The 20,697-nt window shown below is 66.6% G+C and carries 19 protein-coding genes and 1 pseudogene; 14 read left to right on the forward strand and 6 right to left on the reverse strand.

Going from position 1 to position 20,697, the window contains the following annotated elements:
* From A5745_RS05565 to A5745_RS05615, 11 genes are all read left to right on the forward strand, one after another.
* On the forward strand, positions 1 to 648 hold a 648-nt coding region (locus tag A5745_RS05565; RefSeq protein ID WP_175879766.1), incomplete at its 5' end, for an MCE family protein.
* The gene (locus A5745_RS05570) at positions 645 to 1,685 is read left to right on the forward strand and encodes a virulence factor Mce family protein (RefSeq protein WP_076064819.1); all 1,041 of its coding nucleotides are present in this window, start codon (positions 645 to 647) and stop codon (positions 1,683 to 1,685) included. The genes A5745_RS05565 and A5745_RS05570, both read left to right, overlap by 4 nt.
* Positions 1,682 to 3,271 carry a virulence factor Mce family protein gene (locus A5745_RS05575; RefSeq protein WP_076115404.1) on the forward strand — a complete coding sequence of 530 codons (1,590 nt, stop codon included), beginning with the start codon at positions 1,682 to 1,684 and terminating at the stop codon, positions 3,269 to 3,271. Before A5745_RS05570 ends, A5745_RS05575 begins: the two co-directional genes overlap by 4 nt.
* Positions 3,268 to 4,884 (forward strand): virulence factor Mce family protein, encoded by a 1,617-nt coding sequence (locus A5745_RS05580; RefSeq protein WP_076064821.1) that lies wholly within the window; start codon positions 3,268 to 3,270, stop codon positions 4,882 to 4,884. Before A5745_RS05575 ends, A5745_RS05580 begins: the two co-directional genes overlap by 4 nt.
* Before the next feature lie 11 nt (positions 4,885 to 4,895).
* The gene (locus A5745_RS05585; protein ID WP_076115405.1) at positions 4,896 to 6,047 is read left to right on the forward strand and encodes a virulence factor Mce family protein; all 1,152 of its coding nucleotides are present in this window, start codon (positions 4,896 to 4,898) and stop codon (positions 6,045 to 6,047) included.
* Positions 6,041 to 7,594 (forward strand): MCE family protein, encoded by a 1,554-nt coding sequence (locus tag A5745_RS05590; RefSeq protein WP_076115406.1) that lies wholly within the window; start codon positions 6,041 to 6,043, stop codon positions 7,592 to 7,594. Before A5745_RS05585 ends, A5745_RS05590 begins: the two co-directional genes overlap by 7 nt.
* Positions 7,564 to 8,412 carry an Mce protein gene (locus A5745_RS05595; RefSeq protein WP_076064824.1) on the forward strand — a complete coding sequence of 283 codons (849 nt, stop codon included), beginning with the start codon at positions 7,564 to 7,566 and terminating at the stop codon, positions 8,410 to 8,412. The genes A5745_RS05590 and A5745_RS05595 overlap by 31 nt, the downstream gene beginning before the upstream one ends.
* Entirely contained in the window at positions 8,409 to 9,395 is a 987-nt protein-coding gene (locus A5745_RS05600; protein ID WP_076115407.1) for an RDD family protein, read from the forward strand. Before A5745_RS05595 ends, A5745_RS05600 begins: the two co-directional genes overlap by 4 nt.
* Positions 9,392 to 9,946, forward strand: a complete 555-nt coding sequence (locus A5745_RS05605; protein WP_076115408.1) for a mammalian cell entry protein — start codon at positions 9,392 to 9,394, stop codon at positions 9,944 to 9,946. The genes A5745_RS05600 and A5745_RS05605 overlap by 4 nt, the downstream gene beginning before the upstream one ends.
* Positions 9,913 to 10,680: a mammalian cell entry protein gene (locus A5745_RS05610; RefSeq protein WP_076064827.1), complete on the forward strand. Its 768-nt coding sequence runs from the start codon at positions 9,913 to 9,915 to the stop codon at positions 10,678 to 10,680. Before A5745_RS05605 ends, A5745_RS05610 begins: the two co-directional genes overlap by 34 nt.
* A gap of 25 nt (positions 10,681 to 10,705) precedes the next feature.
* Positions 10,706 to 11,407: a YoaK family protein gene (locus A5745_RS05615; protein WP_076064828.1), complete on the forward strand. Its 702-nt coding sequence runs from the start codon at positions 10,706 to 10,708 to the stop codon at positions 11,405 to 11,407.
* On the opposite strand, the gene A5745_RS05620 is transcribed toward A5745_RS05615, so the two are convergent.
* The 4 genes from A5745_RS05620 to A5745_RS05635 form a co-directional block, all read right to left on the reverse strand.
* Positions 11,400 to 12,509: a phosphodiester glycosidase family protein gene (locus tag A5745_RS05620; protein ID WP_139329462.1), complete on the reverse strand. Its 1,110-nt coding sequence runs from the start codon at positions 12,507 to 12,509 to the stop codon at positions 11,400 to 11,402. The genes A5745_RS05615 and A5745_RS05620 overlap by 8 nt on opposite strands.
* A 79-nt stretch (positions 12,510 to 12,588) precedes the next feature.
* Positions 12,589 to 14,043, reverse strand: coding sequence for a YhgE/Pip domain-containing protein (locus A5745_RS05625; protein ID WP_076115409.1), 1,455 nt, complete (start codon positions 14,041 to 14,043; stop codon positions 12,589 to 12,591).
* Positions 14,044 to 14,079: 36 nt separating this feature from the next.
* Positions 14,080 to 14,805 carry a pirin-like bicupin family protein gene (locus A5745_RS05630; RefSeq protein ID WP_076115410.1) on the reverse strand — a complete coding sequence of 242 codons (726 nt, stop codon included), beginning with the start codon at positions 14,803 to 14,805 and terminating at the stop codon, positions 14,080 to 14,082.
* 4 nt (positions 14,806 to 14,809) lie between these two features.
* A complete protein-coding gene (locus A5745_RS05635; protein WP_076115411.1) occupies positions 14,810 to 15,631 on the reverse strand; it encodes a MarR family transcriptional regulator in 822 nt (273 codons plus the stop codon).
* Between the two features lie 105 nt (positions 15,632 to 15,736).
* On the opposite strand from A5745_RS05635, the gene A5745_RS05640 reads away from it, so the two are divergent.
* Positions 15,737 to 16,870, forward strand: a complete 1,134-nt coding sequence (locus A5745_RS05640) for a dihydrodipicolinate reductase (protein WP_076115412.1) — start codon at positions 15,737 to 15,739, stop codon at positions 16,868 to 16,870.
* Here A5745_RS05640 and A5745_RS05645 read toward each other — a convergent pair.
* Together A5745_RS05645 and A5745_RS05650 are read right to left on the reverse strand one after the other, a co-directional pair.
* Complete coding sequence (locus A5745_RS05645; RefSeq protein WP_076115413.1) at positions 16,862 to 18,280, reverse strand: alpha/beta hydrolase domain-containing protein; 1,419 nt, start codon at positions 18,278 to 18,280, stop codon at positions 16,862 to 16,864. The two genes, A5745_RS05640 and A5745_RS05645, sit on opposite strands and share 9 nt — an antisense overlap.
* 94 nt (positions 18,281 to 18,374) lie before the next feature.
* A pseudogene (locus A5745_RS05650) lies at positions 18,375 to 19,477 on the reverse strand (sigma-70 family RNA polymerase sigma factor).
* On the opposite strand from A5745_RS05650, the gene A5745_RS05655 reads away from it, so the two are divergent.
* Both A5745_RS05655 and A5745_RS05660 read left to right on the forward strand, forming a co-directional pair.
* Positions 19,425 to 20,264, forward strand: coding sequence for an alpha/beta hydrolase (locus A5745_RS05655; RefSeq protein ID WP_076115415.1), 840 nt, complete (start codon positions 19,425 to 19,427; stop codon positions 20,262 to 20,264). The pseudogene A5745_RS05650 and the gene A5745_RS05655 overlap by 53 nt on opposite strands.
* A gap of 86 nt (positions 20,265 to 20,350) precedes the next feature.
* Positions 20,351 to 20,697, forward strand: a 347-nt coding sequence (locus A5745_RS05660) for a DUF2786 domain-containing protein (protein ID WP_139329463.1), incomplete at its 3' end; no start/stop codon positions are given.

The raw sequence follows: 20,697 nt of genomic DNA on the forward strand, positions 1-20,697 counted from the left end.
GACACCTATGCCAATGCGGCGCCGGATTTGATTGATTTCCTCAACCATGCGGTGGTGACGTCGCGTTCGATCAATGCGCAGCAGAAGGATCTGGATCAGGCGTTGCTCTCGGCGGCCGGGTTCGGGAACACCGGGGCCGATATCTTCCAGCGGGGTGGGCCGTATCTGGCGCGCGGCGCCCAAGACCTGGTCCCCACGGCCGACCTGCTGGACACCTACAGCCCCGAAATCTTCTGCACCATCCGCAACTACCACGACGAGGAACCCAAACTCCGGACGTACCTGGGCGGCAACGGCTACTCGCTGAACACCGAGACCGAGGCGCTGTCGGGACTGAGCGCGATCCTGAACCCGCTGTCGGGGATCGTCTTGATCGCCTCGATGCTCGGCGGGCTGGCCGGCCTGGTCGGCGGCGCGCCGAACCCCTATACCTGGCCGGACAACCTGCCGCGGGTGAACGCCCGCGGTGGGCCGGGGGGTGCGCCCGGCTGCTGGCAGCACATCACCCACGATCTGTGGCCCGCACCCGAATTGGTGATGGACACCGGCAACAGCATCGCGCCCTACAACCACATCGACACCGGTTCGCCCTATGCGATGGAGTACGTGTGGGGCCGTCAGGTAGGGGATAACACGATCAACCCATGAAAATCACCGGTACCATCGTCCGACTCAGCATCTTCTCGCTGGTGCTGCTGCTGTTCACTGTGATGATCGTCGTGGTGTTCGGCCAGATGAGGTTCGACCGCACCAGTGCGTACTCGGCGGAGTTCATCAACATCAGCGGGCTGCGGCAGGGCCAATTCGTGCGTGCCTCCGGGGTGGAGATCGGCAAGGTCGACTCGGTCGAGCTGGTCGACGGTGGCAAGCGGGTGCGGGTGAAATTCAACGTCGACCGCTCGGTCCCGCTGTATCAGTCGACGACCGCGCAAATCCGCTACCTCAACCTGATCGGTGACCGCTATTTGGAGCTCAAACGCGGCGAGGGCGAAGGCGCCGACCGGATCCTGCCGCCGGGTGGATTCATTCCGGTGTCTCGCACGTCGCCGGCGCTGGATCTCGACGCCCTGATCGGTGGTTTCAAGCCGCTGTTCCGGGCGCTGGACCCCGAGAAGGTCAACACGATCGCATCGGCGCTAATCACGGTGTTCCAGGGTCAGGGCGGCACCATCAACGACATCCTGGACAACACCGCCCAACTGACCAATCAGCTCGGCGAGCGTGATCAGGCGATCGGCGAGGTGATCAAGAACCTGAACATCGTGCTGGACACCACGGTTCGGCATCGCCAGCAGTTCGACCAGACCGTCAACAACCTCGAAGTGTTGATCACCGGGCTGAAGAACCACGCCGACCCCTTGGCGGGCGGGACCGCGCACATCAGCAATGCCGCCGGCACGGTGGCCGATCTGCTGGCCGAGGACCGCGGTCTGCTGCATAAGACACTCAACTACCTGGACGCCGTACAGCAGCCGCTGATCGACCAGCAGGACCAACTGCAGGACTACCTCAAGAAGGTGCCGCCCGGGTTGAACATGATCGGGCGCGCCATCGGGTCCTACGGCGACTTCGTGAACTTCTACGCCTGCGACATCACGATGAAGATCAACGGCCTACAGGCCGGGGGGCCCATCCGCACCGTCCGGCTTTTCCAGCAGCCGACAGGTAGGTGCACGCCGCAATGAGATCGCTGGAACCTCCGAATCGCCTGCGCATCGGGCTCATGGGCATCATCGTGACGGTGCTCGCGATCGGCGTGGGGCAAAGCTTCACCACTGTCCCAATGCTGATGGCCAGGCCCGCCTACTACGGGCAGTTCACCGACTCCGGCGGCATCAGCGCGGGCGATCGGGTGCGCATCGCCGGCATGGACGTCGGCAAGGTCGAGTCCATGAAGATCGACGGCGACCACATCTTGATGAAGTTCTCGATCGGCACCAACACGATCGGCAGCGAGAGCCGGCTGGCGATCCGCACCGACACCATCCTCGGTAGGAAGGTGATGGAGATCGAGCCGCGCGGCAACCAGCAATTGCGGCCCGGCGCCACACTGCCGCTGGGGCAAAGCACCACCCCGTACCAGATCTACGACGCGTTCTTCGACGTCACCAAGGCCGCCCAGGGCTGGAACATCGACACCGTCAAAGAATCACTCCACGTGCTCTCGCAGACCATTGATCAGACCTACCCGCACCTGAGCCCGGCGCTGGAGGGCGTGGCCAAATTCTCCGACACGATCGGCAAACGAGACGAAGAGGTCAAACATCTTCTGGCCCAGGCCAATCAGGTGGCCAGCGTCCTCGGCGACCGCAGCGAGCAGGTCGACCGGCTGCTGGTCAATGCCAAGACGCTGCTGGCCGCATTCAACGAACGCGGTCAGGCGATCAACGCGTTGTTGGCGAACGTCGCCGCATTCTCGGAGCAGGTCAAGGGCTTCATCAACGACAACCCGAACCTGAACCACGTACTCGAACAGTTGCGCACACTCAGCGACATCTTGGTGCAGCGTAAGGACGATCTTGCTGCGGGGCTCACCGAGGTGGGCATGTTCCTGCCGTCGCTGAACGAGGCCATCGCGTCGGGACCATTCTTCAAGGTGGTCCTGCACAACCTGGCCCTGTATCAGATCGTTCAGCCGTGGGTCGACGCCGCTTTCAAGAAGCGCGGGATCGACCCGGAGAACTTCTGGCGCGGCGCCGCGTTGCCGTCCTTCCGGTGGCCCGACCCCAACGGCACCCGGTTCCCCAACGGTGCGCCGCCGCCCGCGCCGCCGGTGCTGGAGGGCACCCCGGATCATCCGGGACCGGCCGTCCCGCCCGGGTCACCATGCTCGTACAGTCCGGCGAATCCCGGCGGCAACATCACCGTCGGGGATGAGGGTCTGCCGCGGCCGTGGAATCCGCTGCCCTGCGCGGGTGCGGCCATCGGACCGTTCGGTGGAGTCGGTTTCCCCGCGCCGGTCGACGTCGAAACGTCGCCGCCGAACCCCGACGGTCTGCCGCCCACACCGGGCATGCCGATCGCCGGGCGCCCCGGCGACCCGCCGCCGAACGTTCCGGGGACCCCGGTGCCGCTGCCACCTCAGGCACCGCCGGGCGCGCGCACCGAGAACTTGGCACCGGCCGGGCCGACGCCGCCACCGTCGACCTTCGCGCCGGCCCTGCCGCCGGGTCCGCCGGCACCGCCCGGGCCGGGCAACCAGTTGCCGGCGCCCTTCATCAATCCGGGCGGAGCCGGAGGTAGCGGGGTCACGGGAGGTACCCAGAATTGAGCACCGTCTTCGACATCCGCAACCTGCGGCTACCCAAGCTGTCGCGCACGACGCTGATCGTCGGGTCGCTGGTGGTGGTGCTGGCGCTCGTCGTGGGGTACGTCGGCTGGCGGCTTTACGAGAAGCTGACCAATAACACCGTGGTCGCCTACTTCCCGGCGGCGAACGCGCTGTACCCGGGCGACAAGGTCCAGATCATGGGTCTGCCGGTGGGATCGATCGACAAGATCGAGCCCACGGGCGACAAGATGAAGGTGACGTTCCACTACGCGAACAAATACAAGGTTCCCGCCAACGCATCCGCGGTGATCCTCAACCCCACCCTGGTGGCCTCGCGGGCCATCCAGCTGGAGCCCGTGTACAAGGGCGGCCCGGTGCTCGGCGACAACGCGGTGATCCCCGAAGAGCGCACCCAGGTCCCGGTGGAGTGGGACCAATTGCGCAACAGCATCACCAACATCATCTCCAAGCTCGGCCCGACCAAAGAGCAGCCGACGGGGCCGTTCGGTGAGGTCATCACGTCCTTCGCCAACGGTCTGGCGGGCAAGAGCAAGCAGATCAACACGACGCTGAACAACCTGTCGCGGGCGTTGACCGCCCTCAATGAGGGTCGCGGCGACTTCTTTGCGGTGGTGCGCAGCCTTGCGCTGTTCGTCAACGCGCTGCACCAAGACGATCAGCAGTTCGTCGCGCTGAACCAGAACCTGGCGGATGTCACCGGCCGGCTCGCGCAAAACGACACCGACCTGTCCAACGCGCTGCAGCAGTTCGACGGCCTGCTTTCCACCGTGCGGCCGTTCCTCGACAAGAACCGCGAGGTGTTGACCGCCGACCTCAACAATCTGGCCACCGCGACTAACACGGTGCTGCAACCGGATTCGCTGAACGGGCTGGAGACCGCCCTGCACGTCACCCCGACGGCAGCGGCGAACATCAACCAGATCTACCACCCGTCACACGGCGCGGTTGTCGCCATTCCCGCGATCACCAACTTCGCCAACCCGATGCAGTTCATCTGCAGCTCCATTCAGGCCGGCAGCCGGCTCGGTTATCAGGAGTCGGCCGAGCTGTGTGCGCAGTACCTGGCGCCGATCCTCGACGCGATCAAGTTCAACTACCCGCCGTTCGGTCTGAACCTGTTCAGCACCGCCGAGACGCTGCCCAAGGAGATCGCCTACTCCGAGCCGCGGCTGCAGCCGCCGCCGGGGTACAAGGACACCACCGTCCCCGGAATCTGGTCGCCGGACACCCCGACCTCGCACCGCAACACGCAGCACGGCTGGATTGTCGCCCCGGGCATGCAGGGGCAGCAGGTGGGGCCGATCACCGCGGACCTGATGACGCCGGAGTCGTTGGCCGAGCTCATGGGTGGCCCGAACATCGAGCCCGTCCAGTCGACCTTGCAGACGCCGCCCGGACCGCCCAACTCCTACGACGAGAACCCGATCTTGCCGGTCATCGGCCAGAACCCGCCGCAGGTGCCGATCCCACCGCCGCCGCCGGGAGCCGACGTGGCGCCGGGTCCCGTGGCTCCCACCCCGGCGCCAGTGGCAGCGCCCGCGCCCAACGCCGGCGGGCCGCCGGTGCCTGCTAACCCAGGAGGTGGGCAGTGAGAGGCGCAACGATGCTGATCCGCCGCCGCGCGTGGCAGGGCCTGGTGTTGCTGGTGGCCGCGCTGGTGCTGAGCTCGTGCGGCTGGCGTGGCATCTCCAATGTGGCGATCCCGGGCGGTCCCGGTACCGGGTCGGGTTCTTACACGATCTATGTGCAGATGCCGGACACGTTGGCCATCAACAACAACAGCAAGGTCATGGTCGCCGACGTCCTGGTGGGCTCGATCAAAGAAATCAAGTTGAAGAACTGGGTGGCCACCCTGACGTTGGGTCTGGACAAGAGCGTCAAGCTGCCGAAGAACGCCACCGCCAAGATCGGCCAGACTTCACTGCTGGGTTCTCAGCACGTGGAGCTGGCCGCACCGCCGAACCCGTCGCCGGAGCGGCTGAAGCCCGGCGACACCATTCCGCTGAAGAATTCGTCCGCGTTTCCCACCACCGAGGAAACATTGGCCAGCCTGTCGTTGATCCTGCGCGGTGGCGGCATTCCCAACCTCGAGGTGCTGCAGAACGAGGTCTTCAACATCTTCAATGGGCGTGGGGAGCAGATTCGGGCCTTCCTCGGCAAGCTGGATACCTTCACCAACCAGCTCAATCAGCAGCGCGACGACATCACCCACGCGATTGATTCCACCAACCGGCTGTTGGTCTATGTGGGTGCCCGTGCGGATGTCCTGGATCGAGTGCTGACCGACATCCCGCCGCTGATCAAGCATTTCGCCGACACCAAGCAGCTGCTGATCAACGCGGTCGACTCGGTGGGACGGCTCAGCCAGGCCGCCGACCAGTACCTGTCCGAGGCGCGCGGACCCTTGCACCAGGATTTGCAATCGCTGCAATGCCCGTTGCGGGAACTCGGCCGTGCCTCGCCGTACCTGATCGGCGCGCTGAAGTTGATCCTCACGCAGCCGTTCGACATCGACAGCGTTCCGAAGGTGGTCCGCGGTGACTACATGAACGTGTCGCTGACACTGGACTTGACCTACAGCGCCATCGACAACGCGTTCCTCACCGGTACCGGGTTGTCGGGAGCTCTGCGCGCACTCGAGCAGTCGTTCGGGCGCGATCCCGAGACGATGATCCCCGACGTCCGCTACACGCCGAACCCGAATGACGCGCCCGGCGGACCGCTGGTGGAAAGGGCGGAGCGAGGACAATGCTGACTCCCTTCGTTCGACGCCAGCTCATACTGTTCGGGATCCTGACGGTGATCTCGCTGAGTGTGCTGGGCATCTACTACCTGCAGATCCCGAGCCTGATGGGCGTCGGTCGATACACGCTCAAGGCCGAGCTGCCGGCTTCGGGCGGGCTATATCCAACGGGGAACGTGACCTATCGCGGTATCACCATCGGCAAGGTCACCGACGTCGAGCCCACCGAACAAGGCGCCGAAGCGACGCTCAGTATCGACAGCCGCTACAAGGTCCCGATCGACGCGATCGCCAACGTGCACTCGGTGTCGGCGGTCGGTGAGCAGTATCTGGACCTGGTGTCGCCGGGCAACCCCGGCAAGTTCCTTTCCGACGGACAGACCATTTCCAAGGGCACGGTGCCCTCCGAGATCGGGCCGGCGCTGGACACCGCCAACCGGGGGCTTGCGGTGTTGCCGAAGGACAAGATCGGCCAGCTGCTCGACGAGACCGCGGAATCGGTCGGCGGGCTGGGGCCCGCCCTGCAACGGCTCGTCGACTCCACGCAGGCGATCGTCGGGGACTTTCGGACCAACATCACCAACGTCAACGACATCATCCAGAACTCCGGGCCGATCCTCGACAGCCAGGTCAATTCGAATGACGCGATCGAGCGTTGGGCGCGCAACCTGAACACCTTGGCCGCGCAGTCGGCGGCGAACGACCAGCACGTGAGAAGCATTCTGTCCCAAGCGGCACCGACCGCCGATCAGGTCAACGACGTGTTCAACGACGTCCGGGATTCGCTACCGCAGACGCTAGCGAACCTCGAGGTCGTGTTCGACCTGCTCAAGCGCTACCACACCGGTCTGGAACAGGTGCTGGTGTTCCTGCCGCAGGGTGCGTCGATCGCGCAGACGGTGGGCGCGCCGTTCCCAAACCAGGCGGCGCTCGACCTGGGGCTGTCGATCAACTGGCCGCCACCCTGCCTGACGGGTTTCGTTCCCGCGTCGGAATGGCGGTCCCCGGCCGACACCAGCATGGTGCCGCTGCCGTCGGGTACCTACTGCAAGATCCCGATGGACACGCCGGCCAACAGCGTGCGTGGATCGCGCAACATCCCGTGTGTCGATATCCCCGGTAAGCGGGCGGCCACACCACGCGAGTGCCGCGACCCCAGGCCGTACGTGCCGGCCGGAACCAACCCCTGGTACGGAGACCCGAACCAGATCCTGACCTGCCCCGCACCCGCCGCGCGCTGTGACCAGTCGGTGCGACCGGGCATGGTGATTCCGGCACCGTCGATCAACAACGGAATGAACCCCGCGCCGTCGGACCGGGTCGCCGGGACGCCCCCGCCGACCAGCGACCCGTTGTCGCGGCCGGGATCGGGTACCGTGACGTGCAACGGACAGCAGCCCAACCCGTGTGTCTACACTCCGGGCGGGGGCCCCCCGTCGGCGGTATACAGTCCGCAGAGCGGTCAACTGATAGGGCCCGACGGAGTTAAATGGTCCGTCGAAAACTCGACTAAAACAGGAGACGACGGATGGAAGGAGATGCTGGCGCCGGCCGGCTGAACCCCCCACCGATGCCGATTGCTCGTCGTCTGCGCAGGCTTTCCCTAAGGCCAGGGCGGAAGAACCGTCAGGACTCCGAGGTCGAGGCCGACCAGAGCAGCACCGACGAAACCAGCGCCGAGGTGACGGCCGAGGATTCGCCGGAATCCGAGGCTGACGAAACCAGCGACGAGGTGACCGCCGCGGCGGAGCCCGAGACGGCGGACGTGGCGGAGCCCGAGGGCGAAGCGGAGCAGCTCGGCGCTGAGGTGACTACCGAGGATTCGGAAGAATCCGAAGACGCTGCCGTCGAGGGCGGGGATGCCGCCGCGGAGCGCCGCCCGTCGCGGCTCGGTCGCGGGTGGGTGGCCGGTATCGCGGCGGCACTGGTCCTGGCGGCCGGTGGCATCGGGGCCGGCGGCTATCTTGCGCTGCGCTACCACCACGACAGCCAGGTGATCGCGCGCAACAACGCCGCGGCGCTCAAAGCGGCGGTCGATTGTGTTTCGGCGACCCAGGCGCCGGACACCAACGCGATGGTCGCGAGCGAACAGAAGATCATCGACTGCGGCACAGACGCTTTCCGCGCCCAAGCCCTGCTGTACACCAGCATGCTCGTTCAGGCGTACCAGGCTTCGAACATCCACGTCCAGGTGGCCGATGTGCGAGCGGCGGTGGAGCGCAACAACAAAGACGGTTCCATCGACGTACTCGTCGCGATGCGCGTCAAGGTCGCCAGCGACAAGTCGGAGAACGAGACCGGGTATCGGCTGCGGGTGACGATGGCGACCGCGGAGGGTCAGTACAGGATCGCCAAGCTCGACCAGGTGACGAAGTGACGGTGGTGGTCGAGGAGACGCAAGCTAAGACCCAGACCAAGGCGGAAGTCCCGGAGTCACCGCGGAATGCATTGGCGCCCTGGCACATCCGGGCGGGTGCGTTCGCCCTCGATGTGCTTCCGGGGGGTGCCGTGGTGGCGACGATGGCGTTGGCCGCGCTGACCGTCCGCAAGCACCCGGTCTGGTGGTGGGTGTGCGTCTCGGTCCTCGGCGTGGCCATCCTGCTGACGTTGGTCAACCGGTTGGTGTTGCCGAGCATCGTCGGCTGGAGCCTGGGCCGCGCGCTCTGTGGCATCACGGTGCTGCACCGCGACGGCGAGCCGCTCGGGGTGTGGGGGCTGCTGCTTCGGGACCTCGCCCATCTCCTCGACACCGTGTCGCTGGTGGGATGGCTATGGCCGCTTTGGGATTCACGCGGCTGCACCTTCGCCGACATGCTGCTGCGCACCGAGGCCCGCTGGGTCGAACCGGATCGGCGGCCGCCGAACATGCGGCGCTGGAGCGCGGTCGCGGTCATCACCGCGGCGGCGGTGTGCGTTGCGGGCGTCGGCGTGAGCTATCTGGTGGTGTATTCCCGCGATCGGGAAAGCGAACAAACCAAGGCCCAGATCCAGGTGCAGGGGCCGAAGATCGTCGCACAGATGCTGACGTACGACCCGAAGTCGCTACACGACGACTTTTCCCGCGCCCAGTCGCTGGCGACCGACAAATATCGGCACAAGCTCGCCGAACAGCAGGGCATCGTCGAAAAAGGCAACCCGGTCATCAACGAGTACTGGGTGACCGACGGCTCCATCGAAACGGCGACGCCGGACCGGGCGACGATGCTGTTGTTCATGCAGGGGCGGCGCGGTGTGGGGCCCGAGCAGCGGTATATCAGCGCGACCGTGCGGGTGAGTTTCGCCAAAGGCGGCAACGACCGCTGGCTCGTCGACGACCTCAGCGTCCTGACCAAACCGAAACCACCCGGGAACGGAAAATGAGTCCGCGCCGCAAATTTGCGCCGGGCGAGGACTCCCTGCTCGTCGCGCGCCCGCCGATGTCGTACCGGCCGTGGGCGTACCCGCTCATGATCGCCGTTGCCGCGCTCGTCATGGCGGCGGCGGTCACGGCCTCCACCCTGATGCTGATCTCTCATCAGTCCGCCGAACACCAGGCTTCGAAAGACCGCCAGGTGCTCAATTACGTGACGGGTTTCATGACGGAGTTCACCTCCATCGATCCCTTTCACGCCAACAACTACGTAGACCGGATATTGGCCCAGGCGACGGGTGAGTTCGCCAAGCAGTACACGGACAAGGCGAACGAGATCCTGCTCCAGGTCGCGCGCGCCGAACCGGCCACGGGCACCGTCCTGGGCACCGGCGTCGAACGCTGGAACGACGACGGCACCGTCACCGTAATGGTGGCGACCGCGGTCACCTCCAAGTCGCCGGATGAGAAGCAGGTAATCGAGAACACGAATCGGTGGACGGTAACCGCAACGCAGGAAGGGAAGCAGTGGAAGATCAGCAACCTGCTGCAGGTGATCTGACCGAAAAGGCCTCGGAAACTTCGGAAACCCCAGAAGCCAAGGTGGCCAAGGTAACCAAGGAAGCCCAGAGCGACGACTCCGTCGAGCAGGACGAAACTGACTCTGCGGCGACAGAAGCCGAAGAGCCCGGCGCTGAGGCGGACGAGGACGACAAGGCCGATGAGCCGGCAGCGACTACCAAGTCCAAGCCCAAGCGCGTCCGCTTCCGCTTCAAGCGACTCGGCGGGAAGGGCAGGGCCATTGCCGTCGCGCTGGCGGCGGTGCTCTTCGTCGGTTCCGCGGCGTTTGCGGGTTCGACCCTGCAGCCCTACCTGACCGACCGTGCCACCGCCGCAACCAAACTCAAGGTGGCCCGGACCGCGGCCAACGCGATCACGACCCTGTGGACCTACACCCCGGAGAACATGGACGGCCTGGCCGATCGCGCCGCGACGTACCTCAGCGGCGATTTCGAAGCCCAGTACCGCAAATTCGTCGACTCGATCGTGGCGCCCAACAAGCAGGCGAAAGTGACCAACAGCACCCAGGTCACCGGCGCGGCGGTGGAATCGCTGGATGACCCGAACGCCGTCGTCATCGTGTACACCAACACCACGTCCACCAGCCCGCTGACCAAGAACATCCCGGCGTTGAAGTACCTGTCCTACCGGCTGTTCATGAAGCGCGTGAAGGGGCGCTGGCTGGTGACCAGGATGACGACCATCACCTCGCTGGATCTGACGCCCCGGCCGTAGCGCGGGCCGAAAGACCCTGCATCCCATGGCCGTTACTTCGCCGGTATCGGAGCGATCGACCGTTGCGGCGTTGTTGTTGCTGACCTTCGCCACCGGCCTGGCCGACTCGATCAGCATCCTGGCGCTCGGCCACGTGTTCGTCGCGAATATGACCGGAAACGTGATCTTCCTTGGCTTCTGGCTCGCGCCGAAAACCAGCATCGACCTGACCGCGGTCGTGGTGGCGCTGCCCACCTTCGTCTGCACCACCATCCTCAGCGGCCGGTTGGCACGGCACTTCGGCGAGCGCACCCGGTCGTGGATCACCACGGTGTTGGCGGCGGAGATCGTGTTGTTGATCGCGCTGTCGATCCTGGGCGGGACGGGAGTGCTGCGCTATCACGACAACACCAAACTGATCCTGATCGGCGCGCTCGCGGTGACGTTCGGCCTGCAGCACTCGAGTGCCCGCCAGTTCGGGATCCAAGAACTCTCCACCACGGTGTTGACCTCGACGATCGTCAGCCTCGGCCTGGACAGCCGTCTCGCCGGCGGCACCGGCGCCCGCGAAAAGCTGCGGTTCAGCGTCGTTTTCACGATGTGTGCCGGCGCCTTTGCCGGCGCCACGATGTCGCGGTTCGTCGTCGCTCCGGTGTTCGGGGTCACCGCAGCGGTGGTGGCGGCAAGCCTGCTGATCTTCCGATTGGGGCCGAATGCCACCAAAAGCGCTGCGGCCGAAGCTAATTGAATGCCAGCCAGCTCGGCAGGCCGCGCTCGTGCGAGTCGCACAGCACCTGCCGCGTGTCGCACGAGCCCCGCGGTGACCCGGCGCCCGCCCACATGCCGCCGGTTTCGCGGCGCAGCACAATGGCCGAGGACCCACCGCCGTCGAGCAAAACGGCCGTGTCGCTGCCGAGGCCGCGGAACAGGTCCTGGATGTTGTCCGGTGTGTAGCTGCCGCCTTCGAAGATGTACATCTCGTCCTTTTGCTTCGCGTAGGCCAGGGCCGTACGCGCCGCGCTCGGACCTCCGTCGTGGAGCTGCCCGGTGTTGCCCGGCGCCAGCAGCCCGATGCCGGACACCGCGACGAACCTCGCGTTCTTGTTGAGCAGGTCCTGGATCACCGGGGTGGCGGAGTCGTAGTCGTTCTTGCCCTTCGGCCACACCACATACGGCGCCGCACCCGACGGGAGGATCATCGTCGTCAGCGCGCTCCAGCTCTCGCCGCCGCCCGAAAGGCCTTGCTTGCCGGGATAGGCGACGGTGCCGGTGACCGCCTGGTTGGCGCGGCCCTGGCCGTTGGTGTTGTCCACGAACGCGCCCAGCGGTGAACTGCAGCCGGTCTGCCGCCAGGAGCCGCCCTTCTGCGGGCGCACGTCGAAGAAGTTGGCGTTGATGGCGATCGTGGGTTGTCCCATCCGCTGCCACGCCTGCAGCGGAGGGTAGATCTCCGAGGCCTGCCAGAGTCCCTCGGAGGTTCGGGCGGCGGGATTGCTTTCGCAGCGCGCCTGGTCACCTTGGTGGCTGTCCACCAACAGGTGCGGGGCAAGCCGCCCGGCCGCGTTCTTGATGATCATCAGGTGGCCGCCGTTGTTCATCTCGTACCAGCCACCGCCGGCGTTGAGCATCGGCGTGGGATGACCGGGGCCGAAGTTGTACACCAGGTAGGAGCCCTGGGTGGTGCTGATGGCGCTGGCCAGCATCTCCCGGCCGTCCGCGGCGCGCGCGAGGGGCTGGCCCGTGGTGCTCGCCAGCGTCACGCATGCGAGCACGGCGGTGCAGCAGGCGGCCAGTCGGCGCCAACCTGGGGGGCGGGTCAGCACGGTAGCCCTTTCGGCCCGGGTGAGGATGCAACATGCACAGCATCAGCCACACAGGCCCCACTGTCAACTTAAGTAACAAACGCGTGACGCTTCGGCCGCGCTGGAATTACGTTTGCTCGCTTGGGCTTTCGTGCGCGGGCTGAGGTTCGTCGTCGAGGGTGCCCTCGTGCTCCTCGCCGCCGGCCGCAGCCTCGGGCTCGGGCTCGGGCTGGGTGGCGCGCGCGCCCTCCTTGCTTGCGCGCGCCTGATGCTGGGCTTGATGTTCCGCGGCTATCGCCAGTTCGACGGCCCCGGGAATCCGGTGAAAGCCCTTGCGGTCGTACAGGTGCGTGATGATGCCGCCGACCAACAACCCGATGACCAGGCCCACGGAGGTCATCAGCAACGCCTGCGACAAACCGGCATCCCCGTGGCCACCCAGGTACACCAGCGACCGCACGCCGAGGAACACCTGGTGCATCGGCTCGAATTCGGCCAGCCAACGGAAGAACGGCGGCACCGCCTCCAGCGGGACGGTGGCTCCTGCCGACGGTAAGCCGAGGATCACGAAGATCAACATCGAAAACAACAGGCCCATCGAGCCCAGCACGGCGATCAGAGAACTCGACGTGATGCCCACGGCGATGATCGCGAACACCCCGTACAGCCACAGCTGCCAGCCGAGTGGGATCGGCATCCCGAGGCCGTGCGCGATCGCCAGATAGACCGCCGACGTGAGCAGGGCCAGGATCGCCATGATTCCCCACTTGACCAACAACGTGCGGAATCGAGAGATGTTGGCCTGCTCGGCAAACCGGTACACCGGGCCCCATTCCGCCGGCACGTAGCCGAGCAGCGAGTCGACCAGTGTGCTGACGACGATGCTGCCGGTGAATCCCGCGAGCAGCAGCAACAGCGCGTAATAGAACGCCGACAGCCCGTTGCCCGTTCCGTTCGGTAATGGGTTGTACACGCCAGACTTGATGTCGATTGGACTGGCAAGCCCCACCACCGCCGCGCCCGCCATCGGCGCCCCGCCGGTTTGGGCAGTCACGTCGGCGGAAAGTCGTTGGCCCACTTTGCTATTGACCACGGTCATCGCCTGGGTGAGGGTCTGCCCGGCGATGCTGGAGCCCAGCGTGCCCGCCCGCGGGTTTGTCGAGATCGAGATCACCGGCCGCTCGGAGCGGCCGGTCGTGACCGCGCTCGCCCCGTAGTCCCGCAGCCTCGACGAGAAGGTCGGCGGTATCACCGCCTCGCCGTACACCTGGGCCCGGTCCAGCATGCGCTGGGCCTCGTCATGGGTGACGACCCGGATGTCGAACTTGTCCTTGTCCAAGCCTGCGACCAGACCGTCGACGATCTGCTTGCCCGCCGGCCCGGCGTCCTGGTTCACCACCGCGATGGGGAAATGCCGCAGGTTGGTCGTCGGGTTGAGGATCCCGCCCAAATACAGGGCGCACAGCGCCGACATGAGGGCCAGCGTGACGACGATCGGCAACGCCCAGAACCGCACGGTCCGTAGCGCTTTTATGTTTCGCTTGGGGTTCGGCGCCGCGTGCCGCGGCTGCGATTGAGACATGCGGGCTCCTGTCTGTCGTGCCCACTCTATGTCGTCTCAACCCCCCAGACCGGCATGCATCTCCCAAATGAGCAGTTCCGCCGGCTCGCTTGCGGTCAGCCGCCGGCCCTCGGCGTCGGTGAACCGGATCGCGTCGCCCGCTTCGAGCTCTCCGGTCTCCTCCACGCTGACCCGCCCGCGCGGCACGAAGAGATGCAGGTAGGGGGCCCGCGGAAGGTTCACCGAGTCGCCGGGTCGCAGGCGCGCGCAATGCAGCGCGGCGTTGCGGTTGTGCAGCGTGATGGCCGCCTCATGTCCGGGTATGCCTGAGGCGATGGTCACAAGCCCGCCGTCCAGCAGGTCGGGGTCCACCTCGTGCTGCTGGTAGCTGGGGGAGATGCCGGTCTCGTCGGAGATCACCCACATCTGCACGAAATGCACGGGATCCGTTGATGACTCGTTCTTTTCCGAATGCAGGATTCCGCTGCCGGCCGACATGCGTTGGGCCAGGCCGGGATAGATCACCCCGCGGTTGCCGGCCGAATCCTGGTGTGTGAGTTCACCTTGCAGCACCCATGTCACGATCTCCATGTCGCGGTGCGGGTGGGTGTCGAATCCGCTTCCGGGCTCCACGATGTCGTCGTTGTTCACCAAGAGCAGCCCGTGGTGGGTGTTGTCGGGGTCGTAATGGTCACCGAACGAGAACGAATGCCTGGACCGTAGCCACGACGTCGTGGTGACGGCCCGGTCGGCCGCACGCCGAATCTCGGAGTTGGCGGGCATGTCCTCAGCCTAGTGGGGTCAGCAGGCCTTGCGCGTGCCGCAGCGCGTCGTCCAGCTCCGGCAGCGCCAGCCCGGCCGGGCGGCCCAGGTGGATCTCGACTTGGTACTCCGGCTGGCCATCCGGCCCAAAAATCGGCAGCACAACGAATTCCGTTGCGGCCAGCTCAGTTTCGAGGACATCGGTGACCGACTGCAACGTCACCATCGTCATCAGCGTGGTCAACCGCCGGGTCACCTGTGCCGTCGGCTCCAGCGACGCCAGCGCTGCGGCCAGCCTGTCGTGCAGCGATCGGTGGGTATCGTCGAACCGCCACGCGCCATAGCCGCGGGCCCGGATGTCGGCCAGCACCCGCTGATGGTCGGCGATCTCGGCGGGGGTCAGCCGCGGCGTCACCCGATGCAGCCAGGCCCGGACGGAATCGTCGTCGCGCCAGGCCATCGCGACCAGTCCGAACGGTGGGTCGATGGGGAAGCACTGGCCGACGGCGTGCTCGCCGTCAGTGGCGTGCCCGACGGCATCGACGGTGGTCAGTTGCTTCTCGCCGATCTTCGACATCGAGCAGCCGGCGCCGAGGGTGTCGTGCAGGAAGGACAGCGCCTCGCGCCCCCGGTCCAGCAGCGGGAACTGCGTCCGCAGCCCGTGGACTAGCGCGAACAACCCGCTGCCCAAAAAGAAGCGGCGGTCCTCGCGCCGCGTCACCCATGCTCCCCGCTCCAGCTCCGCCAACACCAGGGCGCACGTCGAGGTGCTGATCCCGCAGCTCTTCGCCAGCTCGGCCGAGGTCCGCCCCTCGGGTGAATCCGCAAGCGTGGCAAGCACATCCATCACCCGGCCAGTGGGCGGCGATTTGACGGTTGACGCAGCCACGTCCACCTCCCTAGATTTGTCCTAAATGTAGATCTAGCCATCCTAATATTAGGAGATAGTTTTGTGTTCAAAGTAGGCGTCTGGGGTCCGGGCTCGATGGGCGTGATCGCCCTGCGGGGCGTCATCGACCACCCCGCGCTCGAACTGGTCGATGTCGTCGTGCACAGCGCCGCCAAAGCGGGCCGCGACGCGGGCGAACTCTGCGGCGTCGCACCGGTCGGTGTGGTCGCCAGCCAGGACGCCGCGCCGATGCTGGCCGGGAACGCCGACGTGGTGGTGTACGCGGCCGGCGCCAATCTGCGGCCGCTGGAGGCCGTGGATGACATGGTGTCGATCCTGCGGGCCGGAAAGAACGTGGTGTCGTGTTCGGTGGTGCCGCTGGTGTTCCCCGACGCTGTCGATGCGGCCTTCACCGAGCCGCTGCGGCGCGCCGCGCTGGAGGGCGGCGTGTCGTTCTTCACCACCGGCATCGACTCGGGGTTCGCCAATGACGTTCTGCCGCTGGTCCTTACGGGCGTATCCCGGGCCATCGAGTCGGTCCGGGTGACGGAGATGTTCAACTACGCCACCTACCCCGACAAGGCCGCCGTATACGAGATCCTTGGCTTCGGCAAGCCGCCCGAATTCGACGCTTTCGCTGCCACGCCCGGGGTGTTCACCTTCGGCTGGGGCCCGGTGCTACACCAGCTCGCGTCGGGGCTGGGAGTCAAAATCGACAACATCGAGGAGAGCAACGAGCGACTGCCTGCCACCGAGGCCTTCGACACGCCCACCGGGCACATCGCGGCCGGCACCATCGCGGCGATGCGCTCGACGCTGACCGGTTACGTCGGTGACAAGCCGACGCTCGTCATCGACCACGTCACCCGGATGCGCGACGACATCGCACCGGACTGGCCGCAGCCGAACATCTCCATCGAGCCCAAGGACCTCGGCTACGGATTGGCTTCCGGGCGTGGGCTTTACCGCGTCGAGATCGAGGGTTCGCCGAGCATGCGGTGCGAGTTCGAGATGGCCGAGGACCACGACCACGATCTGGGCGCACGCGTCGCGGGCGCGTCGCGCATGGTCAACGCGATCCCCGCGGTGTGCGCCGCCGCACCCGGGCTGCTGTCGGCGCTGGACCTGCCGCTGATCACCGGGACCGGGCTGGTGCGCCCGGTGGAGGGGCCGCCGCCGGACAGCCGCCTATTCTGAGCGGCCGCGCGGATAGGTCGCGTCGGCGATTTCGAGAATCTCGGCGCGATCCGCGGCCAGGATGAACCCGGACTGGATCGCCGTATCCAGTGCGGCGGTGAACCTTTCGAGGTATTCGCCGGCCCCGCCCGGGTAGAGCCGGCGCACGGTGGCATCGTCGAAACGTTCGCCCGAGCCGAAGATCGCCGTCATGACGCTTGACGGGTCGAGCTCCGAGACGCCTGAGGCGCCCATGCCGGAGGTTCGCGCGATCGGCACGTCCACCCACGGGGTCCTGATGCCGTCGCGGGCCAGGCCGTTGGCGTCCAGAATCGGTTGGGGCTGGTCGGTTTCGCGCACGGCGATGGGTGGGGCGGTGGGCGCCGGCTCGCCGGTGCGGACCCATGCGTTCAGGGCCGCGAGCGCGGCCTGCACCACGTAGTGGTGTTGCGGCGCAAAGTTGATGCAGTGCCCGAGTTGCTGACCCATCAGCATGTTGGTCGGCGCGTAGGCCGCCACGATGTCGTCGAGAGGCGCCGAGCCGCTGTCGATCGGCGCCACCTGGATCGTGTAGTTGTCGGCATGAGAGGCCCCGGGGATCTCCCAGACCCGCAGCCATTCGTTGTCGGGTTGCCGGGCGAAGTAGTAGCCATACCGCACCGGGCCCAAGAGGTCGGTTTCGGTGATGATCGTGACGAGCGGGACGCGCAGGTCCGGACGGAACCGCACCGCATCCGGCATGCCGGTCTGCGATTCATCGAAGATGGAAATGCCGTCAAGCGGTGCGGCAGAACCGAATCGGGAATGGACCAGGAAGCCGTCGTAGGCTCGGGCGAGCGGATCGACGGCGTTGACGTAGGTCGTGAGGAACATCGCGGATTGGGACTCGCCCACCGCGACCACGTGTTGCACCCCGGGCAGGATCCCCCTGGCGAATTTGGCGGTTTGGGAAAAGATGTCGTAGGCGAACGCGTCCCCGGGATGGCTCAGGGGTGCATACCGTGCCGGGTCCTGGGTCTTCAGCGACATGTCGAAGCCGAGCAGGCTCTCGCCTCCGTCGATCCCCACCCGCTGGGCCGAGACCGCGACGTAGGCGTAGCCCGAGCGAAGTACCTCGCGATGCGCCATCATCCACACCGCGGGAGCGTCGATGCCGCCGCTCACGTTGAGCCATTCGACGAGCACGGTCCCGTTGAAGCGGGCCGGGTCCGTCGGCGTCAATACCACCGCGCGAGTGGTGTAATCGGCAGTGCCGCAAGGGGTTACGCTCCACCGACCGTCGGGGCTCAGCGCCGTTTCGGGGGCGTAGGACCTCGCCGTCCCGGAGAGGAAGAATTCCTCGGCCGCATAGCCCACGCTGCCAATGTCGAAGGCGCCCAGCAGCAGTAGCGGCCGACCGGCTACCGGTACCGCCCGCGGGGATTCCGTCATCTGCCGCACCCTTCCGACGTCTGCGCCGAACGTGACGCTGCCGTCACGCTGGGCGTCGAATGTGACCGTAGCGTCACGGTCGAGGCGCGCAGCCTCATAGCGAGGCGGGCAACCCGAACTTCGCGAACAACGCATCGTCGAGGAAGGCGACCACGTGTGCGACCCGGTCGCCGCGCACATCGAGCACGTGCAGCTGAAAGGGCAGGTGCACATCGCCGTCGCGCATGTACATCGCCGCGGCGGGCTGGCCGTTGGCGGTCAAGCCAATCATGCGCATGTCGCCGGCGGACTCGGCGGGGCACTGCTGATGGATGAGGCTGACGATGTCGCGCGGGCCTTGGTACCAGGCGGTGTATGGCGGCATCTCCCAGACCGCCTCGGCGGTGAACAGCTCGACCAACCGGTCGATGTCGTAGGCCTCGAAGGCCGCGATGTAGCGGTCCAGCAGGTCCTGCGCCTCCGGCGATTCCGGCGCGGCCAACCGGTCACCGGAGCTGGGGCCGACGGCTTCCATCTGCGAGCGGGCCCGCTGCAGCAGGCTGTTGACGGCGATCGTGGTGGTACCGATCGCGTCGGCCACCTCGGCGGACTTCCACTGCAGCACGTCGCGCAGCAACAGCACCGCCCGCTGCCGGGGTGAGAGGTGCTGCAGCGCAGCGACGAACGCCAACCGCACCGATTCCCGGGACTCGACGATGACCGAAGGGTCGGCGGGTTCGTCCGTCGGGTCGGGCAGCGGCTCCAGCCAAGGCACCTCGCGGCGCTCCACCAGCTCCGCCCCCGGGTCCGAGCTGGGACTCCCCAACCCGGTCGGCAACGGCCGCCGCTGCCGGCCCTCCAGCGCGGTCAGGCAGGTGTTGGTGGCGATGCGGTGCAGCCAGGTTCGTATCGACGACTTGCCCTCGAAGCGGTCGTAGGCCTTCCAGGCCCGCAGGAACGTCTCCTGCACCAGGTCCTCCGCGTCGTGCACGGAGCCGGTCATCCGATAGCAGTGCGCGAGCAGTTCACGCCGGTACGGCTCGGCATGGGCCGAGAAATCCCCGCCGGGCTCGCTCTGGGGGTTTTCCGCGAGCACAGTCACGGCTTCGAGCGTACGCAGAGCCTCCGACGCATCCCGGCGAGGTGGCCACTACGCTGCCACATGATGAGTACGACCCGCAGCGAAAGAAGTTTCGACGGCCTGGGCGGCGTGCGCATCGTCTACGACGTCTGGATTCCGGACACCGCGCCGCGAGCCGTGGTCGTGCTCTCACACGGTCTGGGCGAGTACGCCCGCCGCTACGACCACGTCGCGCAGTGCTTCGGCCGCGCCGGGCTGGTCACCTACGCGCTGGACCACCGGGGCCACGGCCGCTCCGGCGGCAAGCGGGTGCTGGTGCGCGACATCTCCGAGTACACGGCCGACTTCGACACCCTGGTCGGCATCGCCACCCGCGAACACCACGGCCTCAAATGCGTCGTGCTCGGGCACAGCATGGGCGGCGGGATCGTCTTCGCCTACGGCGTCGAACGCCCGGACAACTACGACCTGATGGTGTTGTCGGGTCCGGCGGTGGCGGCCCAGGAGCAGGTGAATCCGCTGATGGCGATCGCCGCCAAAGTGCTGGGCGTCGTCGCGCCCGGCCTTCCGGTGCAGGATCTCGACGTCAACGCCATCTCCCGGGACCCCGCGGTGGTGGCGGCCTACAACGCCGACCCGCTGGTGTACCACGGCAAGGTCCCGACCGGAATCGGGCGTGCGCTGCTGCAGGTCGGCGAGACGATGCCGCGGCGGGCGCCGGCGCTGACCGCGCCGCTGCTGGTGATGCACGGCTCCGACGACCGGCTGATTCCCGTCGCGGGCAGCCGCCGCCTGATCGAATGCGTCGGCTCCACCGACGTCACGTTGAAGGTCTATCCCGGGCTGTACCACGAGGTCTTCAACGAGCCCGAGCGTGACCAGGTCCTCGAGGACGTCGTCTCGTGGATCACCGAGCGGCTGTAAGCGACGTGTCGGATCGGTCCGTTAGTTTGACGACATGACTCCGCCGGCGACGATGCAGAGCGAAGCGATGAGGAGGAGCGGCGCTCATGACTGACGACAAGATGCTGGCGCGGATCGCCGCGCTGCTGCGTCAGGCCGAGGGCACCGACAACCCCCACGAGGCCGATGCGTTCATGAGCGCCGCGCAACGCCTGGCGACGGCGGCGTCCATCGATTTGGCGGTAGCGCGCTCGCATTCGTCCAACCGAACGGCCGCGCAGACCCCGACGCAGCGGACCATCACCATCGGGAACGCGGGCAGCCGGGGGCTGCGGACGTATGTCCAGCTGTTCGTGGTGATCGCGGCGGCTAACGACGTGCGCTGCGATGTGGCGTCCAATTCGACGTTCGTCTACGCGTACGGGTTCGCCGAGGACATCGACGCGACCCACGC

The organism is Mycobacterium sp. IS-2888 (genome assembly GCF_001954215.1).
Lineage (GTDB): Bacteria > Actinomycetota > Actinomycetes > Mycobacteriales > Mycobacteriaceae > Mycobacterium.